Source organism: Ralstonia mannitolilytica (assembly GCF_905397375.1).
GTDB classification, from domain to species: domain Bacteria; phylum Pseudomonadota; class Gammaproteobacteria; order Burkholderiales; family Burkholderiaceae; genus Ralstonia; species Ralstonia mannitolilytica.
Genome location: NZ_CAJPVG010000027.1, coordinates 1 through 3877, shown reverse-complemented (window position 1 = coordinate 3877; position 3877 = coordinate 1). Strand labels below are relative to the sequence as shown.

Sequence of the window (3877 nt, the reverse complement as noted above, 5' to 3'; positions counted from 1 at the left end):
CCATGTGGATGTTCGGGTTGCCGACGCGACGGGTGAGATGGGCGCCCTCGAACTCCAGGCGCAGCATGGCCAGGTCCTTGACGTGGACCGTCAGCAGGAACACGCCGGGGCTGCGTTCCACCAGGTAAGCCACGCTGCCATCGCCGCACTGCAGTTCGCGCTGATAGAAGGCCGAGATGGCCTGGCGCAGCGCGATCAGCGCGGCATCCGAGGTGTTCGGCCGGCGCTTCACGCCGAGGTCGTGCTGCTGGGCCTGCGATCCGTGGCGCTCCAGGTAGTCGAACTCGCAGGCCCGCTCGAACAGCGCCGGGTGGTTGGCATACAGCCAGAAGGAGCGGTGGGTGTCGCTCCGGCATGCCACGAGACCCAGCAGCGCGGCGCCGTCCCCGGCGGCAGCCTGGAACATCGCCTGCTTGCCGGCCGGGTCGGCCAACTGGATGCTGGCCATGAGGTTGCCGATCAGACGGTCGCGGGCGGCGACGTCGGGCCAGGCGCGAACGGCCTCCACCAGCGCCTGTGAGGTGCGCGGCGTGTCCTCCCAGTCGAAATCGTCGGCCACGGGCAGGCCGTGCGAGGCCAGGAACGTGCTGAGGGTCGCGTCCACCGGCAGTTCGAGCAGCACGTCGACGAAGGTCTTCTTCATCTTCTCGGTCCTTTCCGCAAGAGGTGTCGAGGGCTGCGGACCGATGGATCGGGCACGCGGGCCGGCGACGGGGTTACCGAACGGGCATCTCGCCGGAGTAAAGTAGCGAGATACAGCGCGATTGTGTCCCGCCCCATTCCGCCTGTCAATCATCGCGGCACGTCTGGCGCTTTTTGGTATCTCGTGGCTATACTTGCGGTCTGGTTTTCTACACTGACAGTCGATTCGAGACGGGGCATCGCCATGGCTTCCGCGTTTGGATCTCGCCTGCGGCGATTTCGCGAGGCGAAGAAATTGACCTTGCAGCAAGTCGCCGACGCGGTCGGCTGCACCAAGGCCTACATCTGGGAACTGGAGATGAAGGAGGGTCAACGCCCCTCGGCCGAGCGCGTGCAGGCGCTGGCCAAGGTGCTGGGCGTGACGATGGAGGACATCATGGGCGAGCCCATGCCCCAGGTCCCCGAGGCCAGCCCCGAGGATGTGGCCTTCTTCCGTGCCTATGCTGGCATGACCGAAGCTGAGAAGGACCGGGTGCGCCAAGCGCTGAAGATCATCTTCCCGGACAAGGATCTGCCGGAAAGCAAAAGGTGAACACGCCCCCGGCCCTCAACGGCGCGATCGCCGCCAACAAAGTCCACCACTGGTTGCGGGCTTGGTATGGCGCGGACGTGCCCGAGGCCGTCGATCTCGATGTCGTGCGGCAGATGCTGCCGACCACGCCCTACGGCAAAGGGGTTCGGGAAATTCGTCCCCCGGTGCAGTTCAACGACGATGCCTTCGAGGGCATGCTGGCGCGGGACCCCGGTGACCCTGAGGTCTGGGGTATCGCCTACAACGGCATGGTCAGCCCGCAGCGCCAGCGATTCACCATCGCGCACGAGCTGGGCCACTTCGTCCTGCACCGCGACCAGCAGTCGCGTTTCAACTGCGACAAGGACAGCGTCCACTCCGGCCACGAGACGATGCGTCTGATCGAGCGCGAGGCCGACGACTTCGCCAGCAACTTGCTGATGCCCGGCGATCGGCTGCGCGAGTGGATCTCGAACCGACGCATCGATCTGCACGTCCTCAGTGGCATTGCCAAGCGCTTCCAGGTGTCGTTCGAGGCGCTGTGCATCCGCTTCATCAAGTTCACCCCGCAGCGCGCGATCCTGGTCTACTGGGACAACGGTTACGCGAAGTACGAATGGCGCAGCAGCAGCGCCGTGAGAACCCGGGCACGCATCCGGCGCAGCGGCGATCCGCAAGAGCCGTTGCCCGGCACGCTCGCCGCCGACGCGAGCGTCGAGCAGGCATGGGATGGCGTCGAGATGTCCGCCGCGATCTGGTGCCCGGAGGAAGCCCCCCACATGAAGCTGCGCGAGTTCAAGCACAGCTACACCTCGAGAGATCGCGTCCTGACCCTGCTGCTGTTGGAAAGTGCCGAGCCGCGCGCTTGGGATCGATCCTGGCAGGATGGCGAAACTCTCGATGCCGTAAATTGGCGACAGTAGGCTGTGTAGAGATCGTTCTGGAGGCATCCATGCTTTCGTTTGCCACCGAGTTTCCAGTTGAAGCGGATCGAACCACCGTGGACTTCCTTCAGGCGATGGTGACCTGGATATCCGGGTCTCCGCATACTGGATTGTCTGCCGAAATGCTTCGGGATCTGCTACAGAAGGACGAGGCGCATGTCGAGAACGGAAAAGAGAAAGTTCAATCGCTCCTTGCCACTTCGCCCGACGTCGATCTCGCCGGCATCCGCTACAGCAGGCACGACAATGATCTGGAATGGCTGACGACCGTCGTGTTTTCGAGAACGTCGTCCGACGCCTGGGTGGGTGTTCGTGTCGAGTGCGAGTCTCAGCATGCCGCGGCTCGGCTGCCGTCAGCGAAGAAACCTGTCGTGGTAAGGACCGTGCTGGAATCCCTTGGCGGAGCAGCGGATGGTCCTCTGCCGATTCGCGATACTGCGCACATACTGACCAATACCGACATTGATCTTGCCGCCAAGCTGATTCGCGGCGACGCCGGCTGCCGACTTCCCATCGTCTACGTCAGCGCACGGTTTCAAGGCGGGTACATTCTTGACGTTAATCGTCTCGCAGCAGACCTGTCGGGCATGGCGCATGTCGTCGTCGAGCCCAACAGGCCGTTTTCCGTGCGCCTGCAACTCGAAGTCGATTCCGAGAACGTCTATGGCGGCACGATCGGCATCTGCTGGCCCGAGGGTGGCGGGCGTCGAGCCTTCTTCCTGGGCGGCGATTACTCGACACCGGGTCATCTGGCGGGCGCCATCAAAGATGAAGTCCGGGCTGCGTTACTGAATCGACGTCCGATCGCCCGGTGCACTTGGGCTTACGTCCGTGAAACCGCGTCACGACAGGCCATTCTGTCGCTCAAAGCCTCGGGTTCCAAGGCGATCGACGAGTATGTCGAGAAATTTGACCAAGAGATCGAAGCCAAGAATCAGCGCCTCGAAGAGGCCGAAAGTGAGATTCAACGCCTACGGAACGAACTCCGGGTGTATGAGGCTCGTGCAGGGACCGCGAGTGGTGGCCTGCTCAGGCTTGGGCGGGAGCGAGATCTCTATCCGAACGAGGTCCTCGGCATACTCCTCGACGCGATCGAAGATGCCGCCACCCGGGTTCAGCACGACAGTCGCCGACAACATGTGCTGAGGTCGATCCTCGAAGCCAACCGACTGGAGGAGAATCCCCTTGAAGGTCGTCGAGAGCAACTGAAGAGACTGCTCCGAGGGACGAGCACCATTGACGGAAAATTGAGACGCGAGTTGGAGGACATGGGTTTCTCCATCTCAGAAGATGGAAAGCACTTCAAGCTCGTTTTTCAGGGGGACGACCGGTACACCTTCACGCTGCCCAAGAGCGGTAGTGATTGGCGAGGTGGGCTGAACGCAGCCAGCGACATCGGAAGGCTGTTGTTCTGAAGTCCAAAGTCCGCAGCGGCGCGCGCCTCCCGTTCAAATGGCGTGGTTGCATTTGAAGTATCGGTCAGGGCAAGCCCGCGCATCCCCGCCAGAACCCGTTACGCGAAGCCCCTTGATTCCTAGCATGGTCGGCGTTTTCCATCGAAACGCCGACCATGCACGAACTCGAACCCCGCTCCCCGGCCCTCGAGGCTGATCGGCCTCGGCACGCGCACCAAGAGGTCGTCGATCTGCTGGCCTGCGCCCTGCTGCGGCTGCGCGCGCGCCCCTTTCCGCCATCTGGCCATCCCGCCACCGACAGCGAC

3 protein-coding genes and 1 pseudogene are annotated in these 3877 nt (G+C 63.0%); 3 read left to right on the top strand and 1 reads right to left on the bottom strand.

Annotated features, from left to right (window positions below; genetic code table 11):
- Window positions 1–643 (bottom strand): annotated as a pseudogene (locus KHN96_RS22635) (hypothetical protein); the annotation flags it as partial.
- Window positions 644–886: 243 nt separating this feature from the next.
- Between KHN96_RS22635 and KHN96_RS22630 the strand changes: the two are divergent.
- Genes KHN96_RS22630 through KHN96_RS22620 form a run of 3 tightly spaced genes read left to right on the top strand, consistent with a single transcriptional unit; the run spans window position 887 to window position 3572 of the window.
- Entirely contained in the window at window positions 887–1234 is a 348-nt protein-coding gene (locus KHN96_RS22630) for a helix-turn-helix domain-containing protein (RefSeq protein WP_091534243.1), read from the top strand.
- The gene (locus KHN96_RS22625) at window positions 1231–2136 is read left to right on the top strand and encodes an ImmA/IrrE family metallo-endopeptidase (RefSeq protein WP_244855927.1); all 906 of its coding nucleotides are present in this window, start codon (window positions 1231–1233) and stop codon (window positions 2134–2136) included. The genes KHN96_RS22630 and KHN96_RS22625 overlap by 4 nt, the downstream gene beginning before the upstream one ends.
- A gap of 29 nt (window positions 2137–2165) precedes the next feature.
- A complete protein-coding gene (locus tag KHN96_RS22620; RefSeq protein WP_115044382.1) occupies window positions 2166–3572 on the top strand; it encodes a hypothetical protein in 1407 nt (468 codons plus the stop codon).
- Window positions 3573–3877 lie beyond the last annotated feature (305 nt).

Excerpts from the sequence above, each read along its gene's own strand:
- KHN96_RS22630 (WP_091534243.1), top strand. The coding sequence starts at position 887 with ATGGCTTCCGCGTTTGGATCTCGCCTGCGGCGATTTCGCGAGGCGAAG.
- KHN96_RS22620 (WP_115044382.1), top strand. The coding sequence starts at position 2,166 with ATGCTTTCGTTTGCCACCGAGTTTCCAGTTGAAGCGGATCGAACCACC.